Annotated in this window: 16 protein-coding genes; 11 read left to right on the top strand and 5 right to left on the bottom strand. The window is 69.0% G+C overall.

Features of this window, described 5'->3' with window-relative positions:
• Positions 1–8 precede the first annotated feature (8 nt).
• The 4 genes from ON29_RS04490 (at position 9) to ON29_RS04505 (ending at position 14,374) form a co-directional block, all read left to right on the top strand.
• Positions 9–4,550 carry a non-ribosomal peptide synthetase gene (locus ON29_RS04490; RefSeq protein ID WP_040864889.1) on the top strand — a complete coding sequence of 1,514 codons (4,542 nt, stop codon included), beginning with the start codon at positions 9–11 and terminating at the stop codon, positions 4,548–4,550.
• Positions 4,551–4,603: 53 nt separating this feature from the next.
• Entirely contained in the window at positions 4,604–9,640 is a 5,037-nt protein-coding gene (locus ON29_RS04495) for a non-ribosomal peptide synthetase (protein WP_040864859.1), read from the top strand.
• A gap of 74 nt (positions 9,641–9,714) precedes the next feature.
• Positions 9,715–10,788 (top strand): MAB_1171c family putative transporter, encoded by a 1,074-nt coding sequence (locus tag ON29_RS04500; RefSeq protein ID WP_040864860.1) that lies wholly within the window; start codon positions 9,715–9,717, stop codon positions 10,786–10,788.
• 112 nt (positions 10,789–10,900) lie between these two features.
• Positions 10,901–14,374 carry a non-ribosomal peptide synthetase gene (locus tag ON29_RS04505; protein WP_040864861.1) on the top strand — a complete coding sequence of 1,158 codons (3,474 nt, stop codon included), beginning with the start codon at positions 10,901–10,903 and terminating at the stop codon, positions 14,372–14,374.
• Positions 14,375–14,484: 110 nt separating this feature from the next.
• Here the strand turns inward: ON29_RS04505 and ON29_RS04510 are convergent, their stop codons facing one another.
• The gene (locus ON29_RS04510; protein ID WP_051174861.1) at positions 14,485–15,165 is read right to left on the bottom strand and encodes a hypothetical protein; all 681 of its coding nucleotides are present in this window, start codon (positions 15,163–15,165) and stop codon (positions 14,485–14,487) included.
• Positions 15,166–15,209: 44 nt separating this feature from the next.
• A complete protein-coding gene (locus ON29_RS04515; protein WP_051174862.1) occupies positions 15,210–16,190 on the bottom strand; it encodes an ABC transporter substrate-binding protein in 981 nt (326 codons plus the stop codon).
• A 127-nt stretch (positions 16,191–16,317) separates the two neighbouring features.
• Between ON29_RS04515 and ON29_RS04520 the strand changes: the two genes are divergently transcribed.
• Both ON29_RS04520 and ON29_RS04525 read left to right on the top strand, forming a co-directional pair.
• A complete protein-coding gene (locus tag ON29_RS04520; protein WP_085994828.1) occupies positions 16,318–18,108 on the top strand; it encodes an MFS transporter in 1,791 nt (596 codons plus the stop codon).
• 71 nt (positions 18,109–18,179) lie between these two features.
• Entirely contained in the window at positions 18,180–19,298 is a 1,119-nt protein-coding gene (locus tag ON29_RS04525; RefSeq protein WP_040864862.1) for an MAB_1171c family putative transporter, read from the top strand.
• Here ON29_RS04525 and ON29_RS04530 read toward each other — a convergent pair.
• Together ON29_RS04530 and ON29_RS04535 are read right to left on the bottom strand one after the other, a co-directional pair.
• Complete coding sequence (locus ON29_RS04530) at positions 19,247–19,687, bottom strand: nuclear transport factor 2 family protein (RefSeq protein ID WP_083863229.1); 441 nt, start codon at positions 19,685–19,687, stop codon at positions 19,247–19,249. The genes ON29_RS04525 and ON29_RS04530 overlap by 52 nt on opposite strands.
• A complete protein-coding gene (locus tag ON29_RS04535) occupies positions 19,684–20,181 on the bottom strand; it encodes a cupin domain-containing protein (RefSeq protein ID WP_245548819.1) in 498 nt (165 codons plus the stop codon). The genes ON29_RS04530 and ON29_RS04535 overlap by 4 nt, the downstream gene beginning before the upstream one ends.
• A gap of 1 nt (position 20,182) precedes the next feature.
• Between ON29_RS04535 and ON29_RS04540 the strand changes: the two genes are divergently transcribed.
• Complete coding sequence (locus ON29_RS04540) at positions 20,183–20,371, top strand: hypothetical protein (RefSeq protein ID WP_040864864.1); 189 nt, start codon at positions 20,183–20,185, stop codon at positions 20,369–20,371.
• 3 nt (positions 20,372–20,374) lie between these two features.
• Here the strand turns inward: ON29_RS04540 and ON29_RS04545 are convergent, their stop codons facing one another.
• Entirely contained in the window at positions 20,375–22,423 is a 2,049-nt protein-coding gene (locus ON29_RS04545) for a M13 family metallopeptidase (RefSeq protein ID WP_245548820.1), read from the bottom strand.
• Between the two features lie 337 nt (positions 22,424–22,760).
• On the opposite strand from ON29_RS04545, the gene rplN reads away from it, so the two are divergent.
• The 4 genes from rplN to ON29_RS04565 are packed head-to-tail and all read left to right on the top strand — an operon-like array spanning position 22,761 to position 24,203.
• A complete protein-coding gene (gene rplN / locus ON29_RS04550; protein WP_039795505.1) occupies positions 22,761–23,129 on the top strand; it encodes a 50S ribosomal protein L14 in 369 nt (122 codons plus the stop codon).
• Between the two features lies 1 nt (position 23,130).
• Positions 23,131–23,448 (top strand): 50S ribosomal protein L24, encoded by a 318-nt coding sequence (rplX, locus tag ON29_RS04555; protein ID WP_040864865.1) that lies wholly within the window; start codon positions 23,131–23,133, stop codon positions 23,446–23,448.
• Between the two features lies 1 nt (position 23,449).
• Positions 23,450–24,013 carry a 50S ribosomal protein L5 gene (rplE, locus tag ON29_RS04560; RefSeq protein ID WP_040864866.1) on the top strand — a complete coding sequence of 188 codons (564 nt, stop codon included), beginning with the start codon at positions 23,450–23,452 and terminating at the stop codon, positions 24,011–24,013.
• A gap of 4 nt (positions 24,014–24,017) precedes the next feature.
• The gene (locus ON29_RS04565) at positions 24,018–24,203 is read left to right on the top strand and encodes a type Z 30S ribosomal protein S14 (protein ID WP_014981705.1); all 186 of its coding nucleotides are present in this window, start codon (positions 24,018–24,020) and stop codon (positions 24,201–24,203) included.
• Positions 24,204–24,623 lie beyond the last annotated feature (420 nt).

The following is a 24,623-nucleotide window of genomic DNA, read 5'->3' on the forward strand; positions in this document are numbered from 1 at the left end:
GCCGCTTCATGTCGGAGAACACGCAGGCGCCCATGCCGGAGATCGAGGACGTGCTCGCGCTGAGCCCGTTGCAGGAGGGCTTGTTCTCACTGGCCAGGCTGGCCGGAGAAGGCGATCTGTACGCACTGCAATTCGTCTACGAGATCGCGGGGCCCGTCGATGTGGCGCTGTTGCGCCGCAGCGTCGAGACGATTCTGCGACGGCACGCGAACCTACGCGCGTCGTTCTGGGATCGCGACCTTCCCCGGCCGGTGCAGATCGTGCCCGTCACGGCGGAGCTGCCGTGGGCCGAACGCGCGATCGACCCGGCCGACGACCTCGACGCCGTCATCGCCGCCGAAACACGGGCGCCGTTCGACCTGGCCCGAGGCCCACTGCTGCGCGTGCTGCTGCTGCGGCTGCCCGACGACACCCGGCGTCTAGTCCTGACCGCGCACCACATCCTGCTGGACGGCTGGTCGCTCGGCGTCTTCTTCCGGGAACTGTTCGCCCTGTACCAGGCGGACGGCGCGGCGGACGCGCTACCCGCACCCCGGCCCTACCGGGACTACATCGGCTGGCTGTCCGCCCGCGACAACGAAACCGCGCTGCGCGCCTGGCGGGAATACCTCGGTGATCTCGATCCGCTGATCATCGCCGACCGCGGTGATTCCACGGTCAACACCATCGTGCCCACGATCGACACGCTGACGCTGGACGCGGCCGACACCAGCCGGTTGACCGCATGGGCGCGGGCGAACGCGCTGACGATGAACACCGTCGTGCAGTACGCCTGGTCGGTCGTGCTCGGCAGGCTGACCGACCGGAGCGACGTGGTCTTCGGCACCACCGTCTCGGGACGGCCGGACGAGCTGTCCGGTGTCGAGACCATGATCGGGTTGTTCATCAACACCGTCCCCGTGCGCGTGGCTATCGGCGCGGGCAATGTGGTGCGCGACTGCGCGCGGCTGCAACGCGAGGCGGCTCCGATGCGTGATCTCGCCTACGTCAGCCTGTCCGCGATTCAGCGGTCGGTGGGTTCCGGCACGCTGTTCGACACGCTGTTCGTGTACGAGAACGCGCCCATGTCCGATGTGCTGCGCCCCATCGAGGCGGCCGACGGCGTTCGGTTCCGGCCGATCACGTCGGAGAGCCTGACGCACTACCCGCTCGCGGTGACCTCGTTCCTGTACGAGGGGCAGCTGGTGGTGACGGTCGAGGCGGTGCGGGCGGCGTTGCGCACGCTGTCCGGTCCCGACGTCGCGGCGCGGTTGATCTCGGTGCTGCGGCAGTTACCCGAGATCGGCGAGCGCGGGCCCGACGCTCTGGACGTGCTGCTACCGGGCGAGAGCGCGCGGCCACCGGCCGCCACCGCCGAAGACGTGCGCGGCGCGACCATATGGGAGCTGTTCGCGCGCCAGGTGGCCGCCACACCGGACGCGCTCGCGCTCAGCGCCGAGCACGATCGGTACACCTACCGCGAGTTGTTCGATGCCGCAGTGGGTTCGGCGGGTGTCATCGCCGCCTACGGCGCCGGTCCGGAAGACGTCGTCGCCCTGGCCTTGCCGCGGTCGGCTCAGTCGATCGTGGCCATCCTCGCCGTGCTCGCCACCGGCGCGGCCTATGTGCCCGTCGACATCACGCTGCCCGCCACCCGCATCGAATCGATCGTGCGCCGATCCCGTCCTCGACTGATCCTGGTCGACGCCCGGGGCCTGCCCGCGCTCCACGAGATCGGGGACAGCCCGCGGATACTGCTGATGGACCAGCTCTCCGAGAATCTGCCTGCGTTCACACCCGCGCCCGGCCGCCGCCCGGACCAGTCCGCGTACCTGATCTTCACCTCCGGTTCCACCGGGGAACCCAAAGGCGTCGTGGGCACCCACTCCGCGCTGGCCGCGTACTTCGCCGACCACCGCGACCGGGTCTACCGGCCCGCCGTGGCGCGGCTCGGACGGCCGCTGCGGATCGCGCACGCCTGGTCGCTCAGCTTCGACGCCTCCTGGCAGCCTCTCATCGGACTGCTCGACGGACACGCCATCCACCTGTTCGACGCCGAGGAGATGCGCGACGCGCGACGTCTGGTCGACGGCATCATCCGGCACGGACTGGACATGATCGACACGACCCCCTCGATGTTCGCCCAGCTCGCCGCGGCCGGGCTGGTCGACGCGGGTGCCACGCCGCTGTCCGTGCTCGCGCTCGGCGGCGAGGCCATCGGCGTGCCGCTGTGGAAGCAGTTGTGCGCGCTGCCCGATACCGCCGTGCACAACTGCTACGGCCCCACCGAGACGACGGTGGAGGCGGTGGTCGCCGCGGTGGTCGACGGCGATGCCGAACCGGCCATCGGGGCACCGGTCACCGGGATGACCGGTTATGTCCTGGATTCGCGGCTGCGGCAGGCGCCGGTGGGCGTCGTGGGCGAGCTGTATCTCGCCGGCGCCCAGGTCGCGCGCGGTTATGTCGGCATGCCGGGAATCACCGCGGGCCGGTTCGTCGCCGACCCGCACCGCGCGGGCGAGCGGATGTATCGCACCGGTGATCTGGTGCGCCGCTTGCCCTCCGGCGATCTGGCCTACGTCGGCCGGGTAGACGACCAGGTGAAGATCCGCGGCTACCGGATCGAGATCGGCGATATCGAGACGGCCTTGCTCGCGCTGCCGGGTGTGCGGGCCGCCGCGGTGGTCGTGGTGCGCCGAGCGGGTGGTCCCGCCCTGGCCGCGTTCGCCGTGGGTGACGGTCTCGACGCGGTGGAGTTGCGCGCCGCGCTGACCGAGCGGCTGCCGAGTTACATGGTGCCGAACCGGATTCTGGTCGTCGAGCAGCTGCCGGTGACCAGCAACGGAAAGCTCGACGCGAAGCGGCTCGCGGTGCTCGCCGAGGATCGGGCCGCCGGTGCGGGAGCGGGGGCGGCCCCCGCGCGCACCGGCACCGAACGCAGGCTGTGCGCCGCGGTGGCCGAGCTGTCCGGCGGTCCCGTCCCCGGTATCGATGACGACCTGGTCGGCCTCGGCCTGGACAGCATCGTGGCGATCTCCCTGGTGAATCGACTACGGCGCGACGGCCTTTCGATCAGCCCGAAGACGGTCCTGAGCGCCTCGACGATCCGGGAGCTCGCCGCGCGAATCGACGCGGAAGCGGGCCGCGAACGGGCGTCGACCTCCGAGGGGTACGGCCCGGTCGGTCCGACGCCGATCGTGTCCTGGATGCACGAGTACGGGGGCTACCGCAGGCTCGCCCTGAGCAACCTGCTCGAGCTGCCCGACGGCATCGATCAGGACGGGCTCACCGCTGTGTTGCAGGCGTTGCTGGACGGCCACGACATGCTGCGGGCCCGTTTCGTCACCACATCGGAGGGCTACGAACTCCATACCCGCGCTCCGGGCAGCGTACGCGCGCAGGACATCCTGTCCCGGGTCGACGAAGGCGACGACTTCCACGCGACGCTGGCGGCTCGCGGCCATGCGGTCGCCGACGAGATCGATCCGTTCACCGGCGACCTGGTGCGCGCCGTGTGGTTCACCAGATCCGGCGCCCCTGACGTGCTACTGCTCACCATCCATCACCTGGCCGTCGACCCGGTCTCCTGGTACATCATCTCCGCCGACCTGGAGGCGTGCTGGGCGGAGGTCGCCGCGGGACGCACGCCGACCCCGGCCGTCGAGCACACCGGCTACCGGCAGTGGGCCCGGCTCTTGCGTGAACGGGTGGGCTCCGAGGCGGTTTCGGCTCAGCGCGACTACTGGACGCGCCAGGTCGCCGCACCGGATCCGGTGCTCGGCGCCCGGTTGCCCGACCCGACGTCCGACACCTGGGCTTCCTACCGGGTCCACCCGGTGCCGACCTCGGCCGAGACGAGCGCGGCGATCCTGGACAGCCTCGGCGGTGGCGCGGCCGGGGTGCGCGAATTCCTGCTGGCCGCATTGACGATGACGCTGGCGAGCTGGCGCGCGGAACACGGTCAGGACCCCGCCGCGGGCGCGTATGTCGCGCTGGAAGGCCACGGCCGGGAGGACGAGGTACTCGGCGCCGACGTCGACAGCGCGCACTCGGTGGGCTGGTTCACCAGCATCGTGCCCGCCCGGCTCGGCGCTGACGCCGAGAGCGTGGATGTGGCGACGGCACTGGCGGATCCGGTTCGTGCGGCCGCACTGCTCGAGCACGTCGCGGAGCACTTGGCCGAACTGCCGAACGGCGGTGTGGACTTCGGCGTGCTGCGCTACCTCGACCGAGCGCCCGAGCTGGCCGGCGCGCCGCAGCCGCAGGTGCTGTTCGACTACCTGGGCCGGTTCGACATGGCCGGCGCGGGGCGGCCATGGGCGCCGATCCCGGATCTGGCGTTGCACGAGTGTCTTCCGCTCGTCGCGGAGCCCGACTTCCCGCTCCGCTACGCGCTCGATGTCGTCTCGGCGGTGCGGACCACCGCCGACGGGCCGCAGCTGGTCACCATGCTCCGCTGGAGCGAGGCGGTGTTCACCGCCGCCGAGGTGGCCCGGCTCGCCGAGCTGTGGCACGACGCCGTCGCGGCGCTCGAGCGCGCCGTCTCCGTGGTGACCGTGGGCGCCGACTGACCGCGATCTCCCAGCCACTCAGCCCATTCGAATTCCCAGCCTGAAGGACCCCCATGTCAGACGAGATCCTCGAGCGGCGCAAGCGGCTGCTCCAGCAGCGACTGCGTGAACAGCAACTCGCGCCCGCCCAGGCGACACCCGAGCGCGGCAGGCGCCCCGGCGAACCGGCTCCGCTCTCGTCCGCGCAGCAGCGGATGTGGTTCCTGCAGACGGTCGCGCCGGAGGACACCACGCTCAATGTCTGCGTCGGCTACCGTCTCGACGGTCCGCTGGACACCGCGCGGCTGCGCGCCGCCTTCGACACCGTCGTCGCGCGGCACGAGATCCTGCGCACCACCTACCACGCAGGCGCGGACGGCGACCCGTATCAGATCGCGCACACCGATCTGGGAATCGCCTGGCAGCAGCACGATCTCACCGACCTGTCCGAGGAAGGGCGAGGCAGGCGGCTCGAAGTCCTGGCGAGGCGGGAATTCACGCGTCCGTTCGACCTCACCTCGGATTCTCCGCTGCGGGTGACGCTGGCGCGCACCGGCCCGGCCGAACACGTGCTGGTGCTCACGATCCACCACATCGGCTGGGACGACGATTCCTGGTCGGTCTTCTTCGCCGAGCTCAATGCCGCCTACCGCGGTGACGCACTGGCGGAGATCCGGTCGCAGTACGTCGACGTGTCGCTCGCCGAGCGGTCCGCCGACGACGACGCCGACCTGGCGTACTGGCGCGCCCGGCTGACTCCGCTGCCGGAACGACTCGAGTTGCCCGGGGCGCTCGGCGCGACCGCCGCCACGCGCAATGCCGACAAGTGCGTGCTGCCGTTGCCGCCCGAACTGCTCGACCGGGTCACCGAGGTCGCGCGCGAACGGTCGGCGACCCCGTTCATGGTGCTGCTGTCCGCCTTCCAGGCGCTGGTCAATCGGTACACGGCGGCGACGGACTTCCTCGTCGCGGTGCCGGTGACCGACCGCCGAGGCCGCGACGCCGAGGCACTGATCGGCTATTTCGGCAACACGCTGCTGTTGCGGGCCCGCATCGATCCGGCGCAGACGTTCGCCGGGCTGGTCGACGCGACGAGGGACGCCGCCCGCGACGCGTTCGCGCACCAAGGCGTCGGCGTCGAGCGGGTCGTCCGCGAGGTGAGCTCGGACCGCATCGCGGGCAGCGACGGCCTGGCCCAGCTGGTGCAGCTGAGCTTCAGCGTGCGCGGCGGGGCGAACGGCTTCGATCTCGCCGATGTCGGATCCATCGAGCTGCCGTGGGGAAGCGCGGTCGCGCAGGAGCCCCTCGGCCTGATGGTCGTCCTCGACGACGCGGGTGCGCGCGTGGAAGCCACCTATCTCGTCGACGAGCTGGACCGGTCGGTGGTGGATCAATTGCTGCGGCACTACCTGGCATTGCTCGCCGGCGCGGTGGGCGATCCGGGGCAACCGGTCCGCGCGATCGACATCCTCGGCGCCGCCGACCGCGCCGAGATCATCGCGGCGTCGCACGGTCCGCTCGTCGACGCACCGGCGACCACCTTGGTCGACCTGGTACGGCGGCAGGTGGCGGCGACCCCGGATCGCGTCGCGGTGGTATCCGACGACGCCGAACTCACCTACGCCGAGTTGAAACGGCGCGCGAACCGGCTGGCGCACTGGCTGATTCGCCGCGGTGCCGGCCCCGAGCAGCTCGTCGCGCTGCGCATGGCGAACTCCATCGAGTTCATCGTCGCGAGCCTCGCGGTGCTCGAGTCGGGCGCCGCGTACCTGCCGATCGATCCGGCCTATCCTCCGGATCGCATCGAATATCTGCTGTCCGACGCCCGTCCGACGCTGTCGTTCGACGCCGACGCGATCGCCGCGGCGATGACCGAGGCGGCGGCCCTGCCGGACACGGAACCGGCCGACGCCGACCGCACCGCACCGCTGCGCCCGTCGAACATCGCCTACGTCATCTACACCTCGGGCTCCACCGGCCAGCCCAAGGGCGTGCCCGTCCCGCACGACGCGATCGCCGACCACCTGGTGAATTTCGCGGCCGACTGGGACGCGAGCATCCCGGAGCGGGTCCTGCAGGCGACCTCGGTGAGCTTCGACGCTTCGCTGGCCGACATCTTCCTGCCGCTGATCGCCGGCGCGAGCATCGTGGTCCCGAAACCGAACGCCTACCGCGACATTCCCTATGTCGCCGAGCTGATCGCCCGGCACGGGATCACCGTGCTGCACATGGTGCCGTCGCTGCTGGCGACCTTCCTCATGCTGCCGGAGGCGAACGACTGGCGGGCGTTGCGGCACGTGCCGGTCGGCGGTGAGGCGCTGCCCGGCGAGATCGCCGACCGCTTCGCCGCGCAATTCGACGCCGATCTGCGCAACCACTACGGCCCCACCGAAGCCGTCGTGTGCTCGACCTCCATGCCGGTCGACGGGCCGCAGGGCACCAGGATCGTGCCGATCGGATTCCCGAACCGCAACGTCTACGTCTACCTGCTCGACGACTCGTTGCGGCTGGTGCCGCCGGGCGTGCTCGGGGAGATCTACCTCGGCGGCCGTCAGCTCGCACGCGGCTATCTGGACCGGCCCGCCCTGACCGCGGAGCGTTTCGTCGCCGATCCCTTCCTGCCCGGCGGCAGGCTGTACCGCACCGGTGACCTCGCCCGGCGCACCGCCGACGGCGAGATCGAATTCGTCGGCCGCGCCGACGAACAGGTGAAGGTGCGCGGGTTCCGGATCGAGCTCGGGGAGGTGGAGGCGGCGGTCGCCGACCACCCCGGCGTCGCGCAGTGCGTCGCGATCGTCACCGACCACGAGCGGCTCGGCCCCATCCTGGCCGCGTACCTGGTACCCGCGCCGGGAGCCGAGATCGACTTGCAGCAGGTGCGCGCGACGGTCGCGGCGACACTGCCCGAGCACATGGTCCCGGCGGCGTTCGCGGTGATCGATGAGGTGCCGCTGAGCGCGCACGGCAAGCTCGATCGCCGCGCGCTGCCGGAGCCCGTGCTGGCGAAGACCCACAGCTATCGCGAGCCCGAGTCACCCACCGAGATCCGGCTCGCCGCCCTGTACGGCGAGTTGTTCGACGCCGAGCGGGTGGGCGCCGACGACTCGTTCTTCGAACTCGGCGGCCACTCCCTGCTCGCGGCCCGGCTGGTCGCGCTGGTGCGTGACACCTTCGGGGTCGACATCGACGTGCGCGCGCCGTTCGACACCCCGACGGTCGCGGGACTCGCCGCGCATCTGGTCGCCCGGTATCACGACCAGTTCGGTGAGAACCTCGACGAGGTCACCCCCACCGGGCGCACAGCGGGCGACGACGCCGCGATGCCGACGAAACAAGCACGCCCCGAGCGGGTTCCGCTGTCGTACTCGCAGCGCGCGTTGTGGCTGCGCCGCAAGCTGGAGGGTCCGTTCGGCTGGGAGAACTTCCGGTTCGCCATCCGTTTCGACGGTGCGCTCGACGTCGACGCGCTCTCCGACGCCCTCGCCGACGTCGTGGGCCGCCACGAGTCGCTGCGCACGAGCTTCCCGGAACACGAGGGGACGCCGTATCAGCGGGTGGCCCCGGCCGGCCCGGTCGAGCTGCCGCACACTGCGCTCGACGGTGATCCGGACACGGTGGCGGCCCGGCTGGAGGAAGCTCTGGAAGCCGAGGCGAGCCACGTCTTCGACCTGGCGGCGGAATCGCTGGTCCGGTTGCGCCTGTTCGTCCTGGACGAGCGAACCCATGTGCTGTCGGTGCTGGCACATCACATGGTCACCGACCGGGAATCGTGCCGGGTGTTCATCGAGGATCTCACCGTCGCCTACCGGGCGCGGGTCGGCGGCGCCGCTCCGTCCTGGCCGGAGCTGACGCTGCAATTCGCCGATTTCGCGGTGTGGCAGCGCGATACCTTCGACCACGCACCCGGCCGCGACGATCTCAGTGAATACGGCCGTAGACAGCTCGACTATTGGCGCGGCGCCCTGGCGGGGCTGCCGGTGGAGATCGCGGTCGCGCACGACCGCCCGCGGCCCGCGCGGCTCGGCCACGCCGGTGTGAGCGCGACCCGCATCGTTCCCGCCGAGACGTGGCAGGCATTGCGATCGCTGGCCGAGACGTCCGGCGCGACGGAATTCATGCTGTGCCAGGCGGCGGCCGCGGTGCTGGTGCACACGCTCGGCGGTGGTGACGACGTGCCGATCGGCGCGACGGTCGCCAACCGGCCCGGACGATCGGTGGACCGGCTGATCGGGCTGTTCGCCGACATGATGGTGTTGCGCAACGACCTTTCGGGCGAACCGACGCTGCGCACCGTGCTCGAGCGGGTGCGCGAGTCCGCGCTCAGCGCCCTCGGCCATCAGGACGTGCCCTTCGAGCGGATCGTCGAGACGCTCAACCCGCCCCGGGTACTCGGCCGCAACCCGCTGTTCCAGGTGATCATGCAGTTCGGGCACACCGCGCCGACGGTCGATTTCGCCGCGCGCGGGGAGGCGACGCTGACTCCGCTCACGCCGCAGTACGACGCCGCGTTCATGGACTTCCACCTGGACTTCCTGGTGCAACCCGGCGGGGAGCTGCTGGTGCGGGTCGTGGTGAACTCCGAGCTCTACGACCCGGCCTCCGGCGAGGTCTTCGCCGACACGCTGGTGCGGGTCTTGTCCGCGTTCGCCACGAAACCCGATACAGCGGTCCGGGATTCGAACCTCGCGCCGGAGGGCTGGGACACCGCGCGCACCGTGGTGCGCTACTCGACCACGGAGGTCGCGGTCGGCGAGGCCGAACCAGGCCCGCCGCAAACCGAGACCGAGCGCACGCTGGCCGCGCTCCTGGAGGAATTGCTCGAGATCACCGACGTGGGCCGCACGGACGGATTCTTCGCGCTCGGCGGCGACAGCGTCATCGCGATCCAGTGGGCGGCGCGAGCGGGCGAGGCAGGCCTGGCGCTGACCCCGCAGATGATCTTCGAGTACTTCACCCTCCACGAGCTGGCGGCGGCGGTGGACGCGGCCACCGATCAGGCCGCGCAGGCGGCGCGGGTACCCGAGGAACATCGGTACGAGCCGATGTCGGCCTCGGGGCTGTCCGGGGACGCGTTGGCCATGCTGCGCGAATCCTGGTCCGCGCAACGATGATCCGAGAGAGCCGGTCGTGGTCGGCGGACCGCGACCGGCTCGCGATCGGCCCGCGGCGATTAGGATCTTCGGCGATGGATTCCGTGCCTGCGTGGTTCATGTTCCCGGTCATCCTGGCCGTCGCGGCTATCGCGGCCGGGCGATGGTTTCTCGTCGCGGACACCATCACCGATCGCATGATCAACCGGGCATGGGCGTGGAATGTCGGTGGCCTCGCGCTCTATGTCACCGTCAGCGCGGCGGGATTCCCCGTGCTCGGCCAGCGGCTGTTCCTGTGCTGCGGATTGCTGACCACCGCCGTCGTTCTGGTGCTCGCGCAACTGGTCGCGGGGGCGCGGCCCGAGGTGACGTTGCGACGGCAGCGGATCTACAACGCCGTCGCCGCCATCGCTTCGGCGGTGACGCTGGTGATTTCGCCCGCCGCCCGGGACGTGCTGCATGTCGGATTGGACGAGATCGTATGGACGCTGTCCGAGCTGCCCATGGCCGCCAGCGGGTATCTGGTGGCGCAGGCAAGTGTCCGGGAGTTGCGGACCGCGGCACATTCGGCGAAGGAGAAGCTGACTTATTCGGTTCTGCTGTGCCTCGCAGTGTATTGGGCGGTGGCGGCAGTCCTCACTGTCATCCGCGCGATAGGTGGTGTGCCGCCGAGCCATCCGGGGAATGTCTTGGCGGTCTGGTCGTTCTTCTGCCTGCTGGTCATCGCGACACTCACGGCGATACCACTGTTCACCGCCGTGTTGGTGCGCGCGGGGCTGGATCGGGCAGGCCGGCGTTGTCGCCGCCTGCATCCCCTGTGGTGTGACCTGACCGCCGCCGTCCCGGAAGTCGTCTTGAACCAGGAGGACAGCGGCGCGGCGTCACGGCTCTATCGGATGACGGTGGAGATCCAGGACGCCCTCTTGCATTTGAAGCCCTATATGCCGTTCCCGGCGCCGGAACGCGAGTCCGCCTCCGGTCCCGGTGCGGGTGATCATGCCCGTCGGATCGCCCATGCCATCCGGTCCAGAGCCGCCGGGCTCCGGCCGGTCGCGCAGACGGCCCCGTTCGCCGCGCTGCCATCCGGTAGCCGCGATCGTGCCCACGGTCTGCGGCAGCTGCTCGAATTGGCCCGGGAATGGCCGAAAGCGCGCGCCGATGTAGGTTAGGCAAACCTATTTAGGCTCGGCTAAGCTATGCCGCAGCAGTCTCGGTCCGCCGATCCGGCGGCAGACAAGGAGTGGCAGCGCGATGGAGTCGACACAGCGTCGGGCAGAAGGAATGGTGGACATCGGCCTGGAGGAGATCCGGGCCGCGGTGGCCGGTCAACTGGGGCTCACCGCCGCCGACATCGCCGATCACGACGACCTCATCCAACTCGGGCTCGACTCGATCCGCACGATGAAGCTCGCAGGCGGCTGGCGCAAGCGCGGCGCCGACATCAACTTCGCTCAGCTGGCCTCCAGTCCCACGGTGGCTTCGTGGCACGCTCTGCTGGACGCGAACGACGCCGCCGGGCGATCGGCAGAGCCGGTGCCGGTCGAGCTGGTGGCACCGATCGCGGCCGCCGACGACGAGTCGGCTCCGTTCCCGCTGGCCACCATGCAGCACGCGTACTGGATCGGCCGCTCCGACGAGCAAGAACTCGGCGGAGTCGCCGCGCACCTCTACGTCGAATTCGACGGCGGCCGCATCGATCCCGCGCGACTCGAGCGCGCGGTGGCCGAGCTTGTCGCCGCACATCCGATGCTGCGCACCAGATTCCTGCCGGATGGCACTCAGCAGACCATGACGGCCCCGGGCAAACCGGTGTTCGGCGTCGTCGACCTGCGCGATCGGTCGCCCGAGGAGACCGAGGCCGCCTTGACCGAGTTGCGCGAGCGCAAGACCCATCAGCGCCTCGACATAGAAGATGGCCAGGCCATCGACGTCACGCTCACCCTGCGCGACCCGGACCGCAGCAGGTTGCACCTGGATGTCGACATGCTCGCGGGCGACGCTATGAGCTACCGCGTGCTGATCTCCGATCTGGCCGAGCTGTACCACGGGGCGGCCGTGCCTGCCCCCGGCTATACCTACCGTCGCCACCGCACCGAGCATCGAGAGGACGTCACCGCTCGCGACCGCGACCGGCAGTGGTGGCAGCAGCGGCTGCCGGAATTGCCGGGCGCACCGGAGCTTCCCACCGTTCCGGTCAGCGAGCGCACCGACCCGAACCGCACCGTGCGCTACGACCACTGGCTGCCGCCGGAAGCCAAGCAGCGGTTGCTCGCCGCCGCGCACGAGCGCGGCATCACACCGGCGATGGCATTGGCGGCGGTGTTCGCCGAGACCATCGGCGGTTGGTCGGCGCAGAGTCGCTTCCTGCTGAATGTGCCGCTGTTCCACCGGGATCCGGTGCACCCCGACATCGACCGCGTGATCGGCGATTTCACCTCCTCGATCATGCTCGAGGTCGACGTCACCGAGAGCATGTCGGTCACCGACCGCGCCCGCGCGCTACAGCGGGGGATGCACGAAAGCGGCGCGCACACCGCCTATTCCGGGCTCGAGGTGTTGCGCGATCTGGGTAGGCAGCGCGGCGAGCCGGTGCTGGCCCCGGTCGTCTACACCAGTGCTCTGAATCTGGGCGAACTGTTCGCCGACAAGGTCACCGAAACCTTCGGTGAGCCGGTGTGGATTATTTCGCAGGGACCGCAGGTGCTGCTCGACGCGCAGGTCACCGAGGTCCGTGGCGGGCTGCTGTTGAACTGGGACGTGCGCGCGTCGGCCTTTCCCGAGGGCCTGATCGACGCCATGTTCGCCTGGTACTGCGCGGCCATCGGGCGGCTGGGGGAAGGCGCGGCAGGGTGGAACGCGGAGGCCGCCGTGCGGCTGCCGGTCGCCCAGGCCGAGGTCCGCGCCGCGGTCAACGCCACCGACGGCCCGGTCAGTGGGCGTTGTCTGCACCAGGGCTTCTTCGAGCACGCGGCGGCGAATCCCGGTGCACCCGCGGTGCTGTGGGGTCTCGGCGACGAGCAAGGGGTGTGGAACTACGGGGAATTGGCCGCCCGGGCGCTGGCCGTGGCGGGCGCCTTGCGTGCCGAGGGCGTGCAGCCCGGCGACGCGGTCGCGGTTCAGCTACCGAAGGGGCCGGACCAGGTCCTTGCTGTGCTCGGTGTGCTCGCGGCGGGGGCGACCTACGTCCCGATCGGTTTCGATCAGCCGGTCGGGCGACGCGCGGAGATCCTGCGCACCGGCGGCATCGCCGCGGCGCTGACGGTCGAGTGCGCGGACCTGGGGGCGCCGATCGCGTGTCTATCCATCGACGCGGCCGGCGACTACCCGCGGCCGCTGGCCGCGCCCGTCTACCCGCATACCGGCGAGATCGCCTACGTGCTCTTCACATCCGGATCGACCGGCGTGCCCAAGGGCGTCGAAATCCCGCATCGCGGCGCGATGAACACCATCGACGCGTTGAACGAATGGTTCGAGGTCGACAGCACAGGTCGCGCGCTCGGACTGTCCGCCCTGGAATTCGACCTCTCCGTCTACGACATCTTCGGCCTGTTCGCGACGGGCGGAGCGGTCGTGACCGTCGATCCGGAGCAACGCGCCGATCCGGCCACGTGGGTGGAACTGCTGCGCACGCATCGGGTGTCGATCCTCAACTGTGTGCCGAGCATGCTGGACATGATTCTGGAGATCGGCGGTGACCAGCTGGGCGATTCGCTGCGCGCGGTCGTCCTCGGCGGCGACTGGGTCGGCGCGGATCTGGCCCGCAGGCTCTCGGTCCAGGTGCCGGGTTGCCGCTTCGCCGGTCTGGGCGGCGCGACCGAGACCTCCATCCACACCACCATCTGCGAGGTGAAGGGCGAGCCGCCGGCGCACTGGGCGACCGTGCCGTTCGGCGTTCCGTTGCGCAATGTCAGGTGCCGAGTCGTCGGTCCCGCGGGCCGAGACTGCCCCGACTGGGTGCCCGGGGAACTGTGGGTCGGCGGTGTCTGCGTCGCCGCGGGCTACCGCAACGACCCGGAGCGGACCGCGGAGCGTTTCGTCGAGCACGACGGTATCCGCTGGTACCGGACCGGTGATCTGGCCAGGTACTGGCCCGACGGCACGATCGAATTCCTCGGTCGCGCCGACCATCAGGTGCAGATCCGCGGGTACCGGGTGGAGCTGGGCGAGGTGGAGAGCGCGCTGCGCACGGTGCCGGGCGTGCGGCACGCCGTCGCGGCGGTCGTCGGTGCGGGCGCGCCCAAGCTGGTCGCCGCCGTCGCGGGTGACGTGGCCGAGATCGGCGACATCACCGCGGCGGTCTCGGATCTGCTGCCCGGCTACATGGTCCCCGCTCGCGTCGAATTCCTGGCGCGGATGCCGTTGACCGCCAACGGTAAATTGGACCGCCGCGCCGTGGTCCGCATCCTCGAACCGGAGGCCGAGGAGGATCAGGCCACCGCCCCGCGCGACGACGTGGAGGCCGCGCTGGCCGATATCGTCGCGACCGTCCTGGGGATCGACGCGATCGGCGTGTACGACGACTTCTTCGGCCGGGGCGGCGATTCCGTGCTCGCCACCACCGTCATCGCCCGGGTACGCGAGTGGTTGCAAGCCGACCACGCACTGGTCGCGGACCTGTTCGCCACTCGTACCGTCGCCCGGTTCGCCGAGCGGCTACAGGAACGCGAAGGCAAGGACGGCAGGCTGCCCGCGGTCGCCCGGCTCTACCTCGAGGTGGCATCGATGACGGACGAGGAGATCCTCGCCCAGACGTAACGAGGGGCTCGGCTGCGCCGGGTCACGGTCCGACGAGCGGGCGGCGCGGCAAGTCGACCGCATTCCGGTCGCAGGCGCGCACGACCGTCGGTGGCGTGCACGCACGGACCTCAGGCGATGGTTCCTCGTGGCGGGACCGGAATGCTCCCGGCTCGAGGCGTGCTCGCCGAGCGTGCCGCGGCGACGGAACCACAGAACGGGCAGGCGCCTTCCGCTTGTGGGAACTCGGCGTCCTCCGTGTACGCGTCCGCGACGAGGAATCCGCACCAGTGCAGGTCGTCGGCGAACTGTGTTTTGACGGCGATCGGCACGTCGGCGTCGGCCGCGCCGAGCCCGTCGAGCAACGCCAGCAAGCGCGGGTCGTGGATGCGCAGATCGCACCACGCCCGCGGGTGCTCGAGCACGAAGCCTTCCGAGTCGCGATGCAGCACGGCGAATTTCGACAGCGTCGCCGACCAGGGGAGCGGCGTGCTCGGTCGCGGCGCGGACCGCGTGAACGGGCGGATGGTGTAGAGGTCGCGTCCGCCGTCCCGCACCGTGATCGACAGCCAGCCGTCGTCGGCGAGCCTGCCCATCAGTCCGGCGACATCGGCACCGCCCGTAGCCATCTCCGCCAGGGTCGCCGGTCCGCGGTTCAGTGTTTCCAGCGCCTGGAGCTGACCGGCGGTCAGGCCGGTCAGCTTCTCCTCGCGCGACGGATCGGTCAGCACCGCGCCCGCCGTACCGGTCGGGCAGGTGACGCCGGGCCGGAACGCGAATCTGGTCTGCTGTGAATATGTGGCGGCGGGCAAAGACCGAACCTCCGCTTGTGGGATCGAGCTGACCGGCGGGTCGCCTATTTCGCCGCGGCGGCGAAGGCGGGTTCCAGCTTGTCCAGGATGTAGGGCACCGAGAGCGCGGTGGGGGTGTTCACGGCGCTGATCTCCTGAGTGGTGAGGAAGACGACCGAGCCTTTTTCGACCGCGGGCAGGTCGGCGTATCCCGGTAGCTGCCGGTACTTCTCGTCGAGGCCCGGAGCATAGCCGGCCAGCAACAGATCGGCGGTCAGCTCGTCGACCCGTTCCGGTGACAGGGCCAGCCTGCCCTGGTTGGCGGGCAGGTCGGTGAGGTTCTTCGGAATGCCGAGACCCAGTTGGGTGAACACCTTCGACGACCCGTCGTCGGGGTCGGTCAACACCATCAGCTGCGCCGGACCGGCCAGCCAGGTACTGGCGAACGTCTTGCCCTTCAGGCCGGGGTTCGCTGCGGCGATGGCGGCGATCTTGTCGTCCACCTTCGCGATCACCTTGCTCGCCTCGTCCGTCTTGTGCAGCACCTTGCCGAGGGCGGTGACCTGGTCCTGCCAGGGCGCCACCGACTCTTTGCTCAGCGCGGGCAGCGTCGGTGCGACACGGGACAGCTCGTCGTAGGTCTTCTGATCGGCGATGAACGGGTCGACCAGAATCAGGTCCGGCTCCAGGGTCGCGACTTGTTCGGCGATATTCCCGGTGCTGGTGAGCGCCTTCGCCGACTCGAGACTCTTGGGCTCCCACGGCGGTGTGCTCTTGGAGGCCACCGCGACATTGTCGAGGTATCCGACCGGGACGACGCCGAGCGCGAGTGTGGTGTCCAGCCACTGGTTGCCGAGGGCGACGATCTTCTTCGGGGTGCCTTCGACGGTGGTCTCGCCACGGGCGTGGGTGATGGTCACCTTCTCGCCGCCGGACGCCGACTCGTCCTCGGAGGATCCGCACGCGGCGACGGTGAGGGCGAGAACTCCCGCCATCAGGGTCAGCGCCGCCCGCGGCCAACGGCCGCGCGTCCGAACGAACTTCATCGTCGCACCTTCCTTCAAAGCAAATCAGCCAAGGCTAACCTATCTTGCTCCGCGGCGGATATCCGGTTGATGGTTACATCCGCTAACTATATAGTTTGCGGTGGTAACTATCTGGTGAGGGGCTACCGTGACGAATCCATCCATCGAAGTCGATCCGGGCGACGTCCGGACCATCCGGCGCCGGTTGCGCTACGACCGGGATCATCCGCGCTACAAGTGGATCGTCCTGACCAACACCACGCTCGGTGTCCTGCTCACGGCCGTCAACTCATCGATCGTGCTGATCTCGCTGCCCGCGATCTTCCGCGGTGTCGGGCTCAACCCGCTAGAGGCGGGCAACGTCGGATACCTGCTGTGGATGCTGATGGGTTACCTGCTCGCCACTGCCGTGCTGGTGGTGATGTTCGGGCGGCTCGGCGACATCTTCGGCCGGGTGCGGGTCTACAACCTCGGCTTCACCATCTTCGCGCTGTCGGCGGTCGCGCTGTCCTTCGATCCGTGGCACGGGGGCGCCGGTGCGATGTGGATCATCGTCTGGCGCGTCGTCCAAGGTGTCGGCGGCGCGATGCTGACCGCCAACTCCTCGGCGATCCTCACCGATGCCTTTCCAGCCGGTCAGCGTGGCACCGCGCTGGGTATCAACATGGTCGCGGCGGTGGCCGGTTCGTTCTTCGGCCTGCTCATCGGCGGCGTGCTCTCGGAATGGGATTGGCGCGCGGTGTTCTGGGTCAGCGTCCCGATCGCGATCCTCGGGGCGGTCTGGTCCTACCGCTCGCTGCACGAAGTCGGCATCCGGACCGCGGGCAAGCTCGACTGGGCGGGCACCATCACCTTCGGCCTCGGTCTCACCGCGCTGCTGACCGGCATCACCTACGGCATCCAGCCCTACGGCGGCCACGCCACCGGCTGGACCAGCCCGTGGGTGCTTTCCGCGGTGCTGGGCGGCCTCGTGCTGCTCGCGGTGTTCTGCGTGGTGGAGATTCGCGTCGCCGACCCGATGTTCCACCTGGGGCTGTTCCGGCACCGGGCCTTCGGGCTCGGCAATTTCGCCAATCTGATGGTCTCGATCGGACGCGGCGGCATGCAGTTCATGCTGATCATCTGGTTGCAGGGCATCTGGCTCCCGCTGCACGGGTACGACTTCGAGTCCACCCCGCTGTGGGCGGGCATCTACCTGTTGCCGTTGACCATCGGATTCCTCGCCGCCGGACCGATTTCGGGCTGGCTGTCCGATCGCTACGGGCCCCGGCTGTTCACCACCGGAGGCGCGTTGCTGACCGGCGCGACGTTCCTGCTGCTGCTGATCATCCCGGTGGATTTCGACTACCGGCTGTTCGCGCTGATCACCCTGCTCAACGGTATCGGCAGCGGTTTGTTCTTCTCGCCGAACACCGCCGCCATCATGTCCAGCGTCCCCGCCGCCCAGCGCGGCGCGGCCTCCGGCATGCGCGGCACCCTCTTCAACGGCGGCAACGCGCTGTCGATGGGAATCTTCTTCTCCCTGATGGTCGTCGGGCTGGCGGCGAACCTGCCGTCCGCGCTGGACTCCGGGCTGCGCGCGCAGGGCGTCTCGGCGGGGGCCGCCGCCGAACTGGCCGCGATGCCGCCGGTGGCCAGCATGTTCGCCGCGTTCCTCGGCTACAACCCGATCCAGGAGTTGCTCGGTCCCACGGGGGAACTCGGTAAGCCGGGCGTCGACGCGCAAACCCTCACCGGTCAGGAGTTCTTCCCCGATCTACTCACCGGCCCGTTCCATTCCGGATTGGTGGTGGTGTTCGTCTCGGCCGCCGTGATGATGTTCCTTGCCGCGCTGGCTTCTTGGTTCATCGGTGCGAAATACGTCTACGACGAGGCGGCCGAACTCGCCGCGGCCGGACCGGCGGCGGAGGATCTGAACGCCGCGGTCCCCGTCCGCTGATCGGTGATCGGCGCAACGGGTTTCGCGCCCGGGCTGGCCTCGCACCGCACGAGGACTTAACGTCGATCGAGATGAACGCTGTCCCGACTCCGGTGGTGCTGTCGGTTGTCGTCTTCGTCGCCCTCATGACCGCGGGGCGGTGGCTGCTCGTCGACGAGACGGCCACCGATCGGCTGATCAACCGCACCTTCAGCTGGAACCTCGTAGGTCTGCTGCTGTACGAGGTGGCCGTCGCGTTGGATCGTCCCGACATCGGGCCGCGCGTCTACCTCTGCGGTGGTCTCATGGCGGTCGCCAGCTTCTACGGGCTGGCCAGGCTCGTCGACGGCGCCGACGCGGCGACCGTCCACCGGCGTCAGCGGCGATACGATACGACGGCGGTCGCTGTCGTCGTTTCGCTGATCGTCGCCACACCGATCCTGCGATGGGCGTGGCGGATCGACTACGTCGAAGTCGTATGGACACTGTCGGCGCTACCCGGGGGCGTCTGTGCGTTGCTTTTCGCTCGTGCCTGCGTTCGCGAGCTGCGCTCCAGAGGCGTTTCGATCAGGGAGAAGCTCACTTTCGCGACGTTGCTCGCGTTCGCGATCTATTGGTTGATCTCGATGACGATCATGGTCGGTCGCTCGCTCGCCGGTACGCCGCCGAGCGAGCCGGGAAAGCTGTGGGCTGTCGCGGCGATCCTCATGTTCTCCGCCATCACCCTGGTGACCATGATCCCCCTGGTCGCGGCGCTGCTGGCGCGGGCGGGCCTGGATCGCGCCGGGCGCGCCTGCCGCAGGCTGCGGCCGCTGTGGCGGGATCTCACCGCCGTGGTGCCGGAAGTCGTACTGGCCGAGGATCTTTCCGCGCCGAGGGAGGCCACGTCCCGGCTCTATCGGATGACCGTCGAGATCTGGGACGCGCTGCTGCACCTGAGACCATATGCGCCCGGCTCGCCCGCCGGGATCGACACCGACGCGCGTCGCTATGCGCTCCAGGTCGCGCTGGCCGTGCGAGCCAAGCGCGGCGGTAGCGCCCCGGCGCCGGGCGTCGCCGTCGCGGGCGCTGCGCAGGCGGAAGCTCGCGATCGTGCGGCGGAATTCCGGTTTCTGCTCGAATTGGCTCGTGCATGGCCGGAGGCTGTGGCGGCCGTGAATCATCGGCCGGTCGACGCGCAGATCCCGGCGACCGCCGCGGTATCCCAATAGAAGGGCCGCACCTCGGCGATACGGCCGTCGGCGAAGGTGATCGTCTGCAAGATCGGGAAAGTGAGTTCGCGGCCCGTCGCGCGGGCGCGAGCGTGGACTTCCGTATGCACCACGACAGTCTCGGCGGCCGTGAGGAAACGCTGTTCGAGCAGATCGAAAGCTTCCCACGTGGCGCTCATCGCGCGGAAGAACCGCTCCATGCCGTCGTGACCGCGCCAGATCCCGCCATACGGCAGGTTCTCGGCTTGATGGAGGACCACCGCTGGATGGAAGAACGGCGCGAGCAGGTCGAACGAGGCGTTGCCCGGCCCACCGGCCGCCAGGTATTCCGCTTCGGCCGCGTACATTCCGGTCAGCACGGTCATCGAGTCGGTCGTCGATCGCGTCATACGGCCAGTCTGACGGCCGGATGCGGGCGGGACCGGCGGTATTCGGACGTCGCGATGCTCGCCGAGGCGGTTCCCGCGCACGCGCCGCGGGCGCGGGAACCGAAGGGCGGATCACTGCGCCGCGACCGGCTCCTGGCGGGTGTCGTGACGCAGGCCGATGGACATGATGTCGGAGGGTTCGTCGAGTCGATGCGACGCCAACGGTTCCGAGGGACCACGAAGGCGGTGCCCGGCGTGAGGCGGACCATCGTCTCGTCGTCGCCCTCGTGCTCCGGTCGCAGATAGAGGCGCAGCGCGCCGGTCAGGCAGCACACCGCTTCGTCACTGCCGGGATGGACTTCCCAGTGGTCGGCGTGCGCGTCGGCGTCGGATTCGACGTGGAACGTCGCGAGCTGCCAGTCGCCGTCACCGGTGGCCATCCGGCGTTCACCGGCCGCTACCCGGCCGTCGCGGCCGAAATTGATCGCGCGGCCGAACAAGTCGATCGAGTTCATCGTGCGCGCCCGATCCGCCCGCCGGGCCACGGGGGACCGCCCGGCCTTCCGGGCGCAGGTCTTCGCCGACCTCGACGCCGACGCCTACCCCCGCCTCGCCGCCCTCGACTCCGACTACTCATCCCTCGCCGCCGAGGACACCTACGAACTCGGACTGGACGCCCTCATCGAGGGCCTGCTCCGGACGTGAGACTCAGAACGTCACCCGCTGATCGGTGGGCAGGAACAGCTTGTCGCCCTCCTTCACCTCGAAGGTCTTGTAGAACTCGTCGAGATTGCGGACGACCTGGTTGCAGCGGAATTCGTTGGGGGAGTGGGTGTCGATGCTGAGGTAGCGGACGGTGAGTTCTTTCGTCTGCTTCTCCCGCCAGCTGCGGGCCCAGGACAGGAACATGGTGCGGTAGTCGGGATTGTCGATACCCCGGCGCTTCTCGGCGATGCGGAAAGCGGCCAAGGTGATCTGGAGTCCGCGCAGATCGGCGAGGTTCTCGCCGACGGTGAGTTCGCCGTTGACGTGCTGGTTCGGTTCCAGTCCCTCCGGCACGAGCGCGTTGTACTGGTCGACCAGTTGCTTGGCCTTGGCGTCGAACGCGGCGCGGTCCTCGGGCGCCCACCAGTCGCGGCGATTGCCGTCCCCGTCGTATTTGGAGCCCTGGTCGTCGAAACCGTGGCCGATCTCGTGCCCGATGGTCGACCCGACCGCGCCGAAATTGACCGCGGGCAGCGCGTCCTTGTCGAAGAACGGCGGCTGGAGGTAGGCCGCCGGGAAGACGATCTGATTGGAGTTCGACGAGTAGTAGGCATTCACCGTCTGCGGCGACATCCCCCATTCGTCTTTGTCGACCGGCGTGCCGAGTCGCGCGAACGCGCGCTTGACCTCGAAAGCGTTGATGGCGAGCAACGACTCGATCAGCTTGCCCCTGGTGATCCGGAGCCTGGAGTAGTCGACCCACTTGTCCGGATAGCCGATCTTGGGATCGATCTTGTCCAGTTTCGCCAGCGACGCCGCCCTGGTCGCGGGCGACATCCAGGTCGAATTGGTGAAGTTCTCCCGGTAGGCCGCGACGACGTCGGCGAGCATTTCCTTGGCCCGCTCCTTGGCCTCCGGCGGGAAGTGCTTGGCCACATACAATTTCCCGAGCTGCTCGCCGAGCTTGTCGTCGACGATCGAAACCCCGTACTTCCAGCGTTCGGGCCGCTCGTCCTGCCCGTTGAGCACTTTGCCCTTGAATTCGAAGTTCGCGTCGTTGACGGCTTTGGGCAGGTAGGGCGCGAACTCACGCAGCACGTAGAGCTTGAGGTAGTCCCGCCAGGTCGCGATATCCACTTCGGTCCACAACTGGCCCGCCGCCGTGACGTAGGAGGGCTGGTTGACCACCATCGTCGCGAACAGCTCGCGCGGGCGGTCGGTGTTCCCGGACAGCCACGGGTCCCAGTCGAAGCCCGGAGCGAGGGCGGTCATATCGGCCCAGCTGTACACGTTGTACGTCGCGTCGGTGTCGCGGTTGCGCACGTTGTCCCAGTGTGCGGGCGCGATCCGCTTCTCCAGGTCGAACACCCGCTGCGCGAGACCGGCCGGATCGGCGAACCCCGCGCCCGCGGCGATGCGCTCGAGGAAGGACCGGTACTGCGTGAGCACCTCGGTGTATTCCGGCTTCCGGTAATACTGCTCGCCGAGGCCGAGTCCGGCCTGGCCGACCGAAGGGATGTAGGCGTTCGAGTTCTTCCGGTCGACGCCGATGCCGAGCCCGATCAACCCGTCGATCGGCAGTTCGGCCATCACCTTCGCCAGCTCCGGCTTGGTGGCGGCGCCATCGATCTTGGCGAACAGCGGCGCCAGGGGCGTCATGCCGAGCCGTTCGATCTCGTCCCAGTCCACCCTGGCGTCGTAGAGGTCCCTGATCTGCTGCTCTTCCGAGCCGGGTTTCGGGTCCCGGATGCCGTCGATGATCTCCCGCAACTGCTGCTCGGTGCGCTCGCCCGCCTCACTGCCCGAGCCGTAGCTGACCTTGTCCGGCGGCAGCTGGTATTCCCGCAGCCATTTACCGTTGACGTGCCGGTACAGGTCGTCCTGCGGCCGGATCGTCTCGTCCACGCCGCTGAGATCGACGCCAGTGAGCGTCCTGCTCGCGGGTTCGGTGTCGTCCGAGCACGCGACCAGCGCCGCGGCGGCCGGCACGGCCCCGAGGGCGACCAGGAAGGCACGACGATCCAGCTTTGCTGGCCGACCGGTAGATGTCACGAGAATCCTCTCCCCGACGCGGCGGTGCCGCAGATGTACGAAGGCAGCCTTGCAGGACACGAGGCTACCGGCGCGGCGCCGGGCAGGCCGGGATTGGGGAATCGGGCACCGCCGTGTGGCCCCGATTTGGGAACGACCTGCGGGTTCCCCTACACTAGACCGGTTGCCTGCGGGAGCTATGCCCGCAATCCGGCAGTGAACCCCCAGTGGTTGGTTCCGCGTTTCTTGCTCGAACCGAGGAAACCGCTGGCAGGCGCGCGTCCGGAGGGCAACCGACCATGCCCGTCGGGTCGGCAATCCGGCGTGCACATACGTCCAGGTCAAGGAGGACGCTGAAGTGATTCAGCAGGAGTCGCGACTGCGCGTCGCCGACAACACGGGCGCGAAGGAAATCCTTTGCATCCGCGTTCTCGGTGGTTCGTCGCGTCGCTATGCCGGTATCGGCGACATCATCGTCGCTACCGTGAAAGACGCCATCCCCGGCGGCAACGTGAAGCGGGGTGACGTCGTCAAGGCCGTCGTCGTGCGCACCACCAAGGAGCGCCGTCGTCCCGATGGTTCCTACATCAAGTTCGACGAGAACGCGGCCGTGCTCATCAAGGCGGACAACGACCCGCGCGGCACTCGTATCTTCGGCCCGGTCGGCCGCGAGCTGCGCGACAAGAAGTTCATGAAGATCGTGTCGCTGGCTCCGGAGGTGCTCTGACATGAAGGTGCACAAGGGTGACACCGTGCTCGTCATCTCGGGCAAGGACAAGGGCGCCAAGGGCAAGGTCATCCAGGCCTACCCGAAGGAGAACCGGGTCCTCGTCGAGGGCGTGAACCGGATCAAGAAGCACGTCGCGAACTCCGCCAACCAGCGCGGCGCCTCCTCGGGCGGCATCGTGACCCAGGAAGCCCCCATCCACGTCTCGAACGTGATGGTCGTCGACTCCGACGGCAAGCCGGCCCGTATCGGCTACCGGACCGACGAGGAGAGCGGCAAGCGGGTCCGGATCTCCCGTAAGAACGGGAAGGACATCTGACATGACCACGACGGAAAAAGTGCAGCCCCGGCTGAAGCAGCGCTACCGCGAGGAAATCAAGGACGCGCTGAATAAGGAATTCGGTTACGCCAATGTGATGCAGATCCCCGGCGTGGTGAAGGTCGTCGTCAACATGGGTGTCGGTGACGCCGCCCGTGACGCGAAGCTGATCAACGGCGCCGTCGAGGACCTGGCCCTGATCACCGGCCAGAAGCCGCAGATCCGCAAGGCGACCAAGTCCATCGCGCAGTTCAAGCTGCGTGAGGGCATGCCGATCGGCGCCAAGGTCACCCTGCGCGGCGACCGGATGTGGGAGTTCCTGGACCGCCTGGTCTCCATCGCGCTGCCCCGTATCCGCGACTTCCGCGGCCTGTCGCCGAAGCAGTTCGACGGCAACGGCAACTACACGTTCGGCCTGAGCGAGCAGTCGATGTTCCACGAGATCGACGTGGACCGGATCGACCGTCCGCGTGGTATGGACATCACCGTGGTGACCACCGCGACCAACAACGAAGAAGGCCGTGCCCTGCTCAAGCACCTCGGCTTCCCGTTCAAGGAGAACTGAGCACATGGCAAAGAAAGCACTGGTCAACAAGGCCAACGCCAAGCCGAAGTTCGCTGTCCGCGCCTACACCCGCTGCCAGCGCTGTGGCCGCCCCCACGCGGTCTACCGTAAGTTCGGCCTCTGCCGCGTCTGCCTCCGCGAAATGGCGCACCGGGGCGAGCTGCCGGGCGTGCACAAGAGCTCCTGGTGAGCTGACGCTTCTGGCGAGCGCACCCGGATAACCGAACAGCGAGGGCACGGACTCACACGAGTCCGTGCCCTTGCTGTCTCCAGGAGTTTCTCTGTTATCTCTCATCGCTGCCGTGCTCGAGGCGCGCCCACCCGTCCTGCGCGGCCGAGGAGGTTCGCCCTGTCGCGAGTTGCCCGGCGAGATTTATGTGGTGGTGTTGTCGAGGTACCGTCGGCGTGCCTGGTTCAGTTCGCGGCTCCACGTTGTTCCTTCGTCGGCCAACCGGCGTTGGAGCGTCCGTGGCCCGACCTCGAGGAGTCGGGCGGCGTCCGCCAGCGAGGGCGTACCTTCGGTGAGGGCGCCCTCCAGCGCGGTGCCCACCCGGTCCGACCATGTCGGAGAGCGCACCACCGGCGGCATCGTGGCATAACGGCGCCCGGT

Origin of the sequence: Nocardia exalbida NBRC 100660 (assembly GCF_000308575.1) — a bacterium.
Classification (GTDB): domain Bacteria; phylum Actinomycetota; class Actinomycetes; order Mycobacteriales; family Mycobacteriaceae; genus Nocardia; species Nocardia exalbida.